General features: G+C 61.4%; 1 pseudogene. It reads right to left on the reverse strand.

Annotated features, from left to right (window positions below):
• Positions 1–122: 122 nt before the first annotated feature.
• Positions 123–223, reverse strand: a pseudogene (locus E4K09_RS02805) (succinate--CoA ligase subunit alpha); the annotation flags it as partial.

Raw genomic sequence — 223 nt, forward strand, 5'->3', positions numbered from 1 at the left:
CATTGGCGCCATAGAGGAAAGCGGTGTTCAGGAAGTTTTCGTTGGCGTCTTGGCGTGCCATGGCGATTGCCTATCCAAAAGAAGTTGGGCCGCTCCGTAACCGGAGCGGCCGTTATTGTTGGTTACTTGCCCTTCAGAACCTCGACCAGGGTCTTGCCGAGGCGGGCCGGCGACGGGGACACGCGGATGCCCGCGGCCTCCATGGCGGCGATCTTGTCTTCCG

It is taken from the genome of Microvirga pakistanensis, assembly GCF_004458765.1.
Taxonomy (GTDB): Bacteria; Pseudomonadota; Alphaproteobacteria; order Rhizobiales; family Beijerinckiaceae; genus Microvirga; species Microvirga pakistanensis.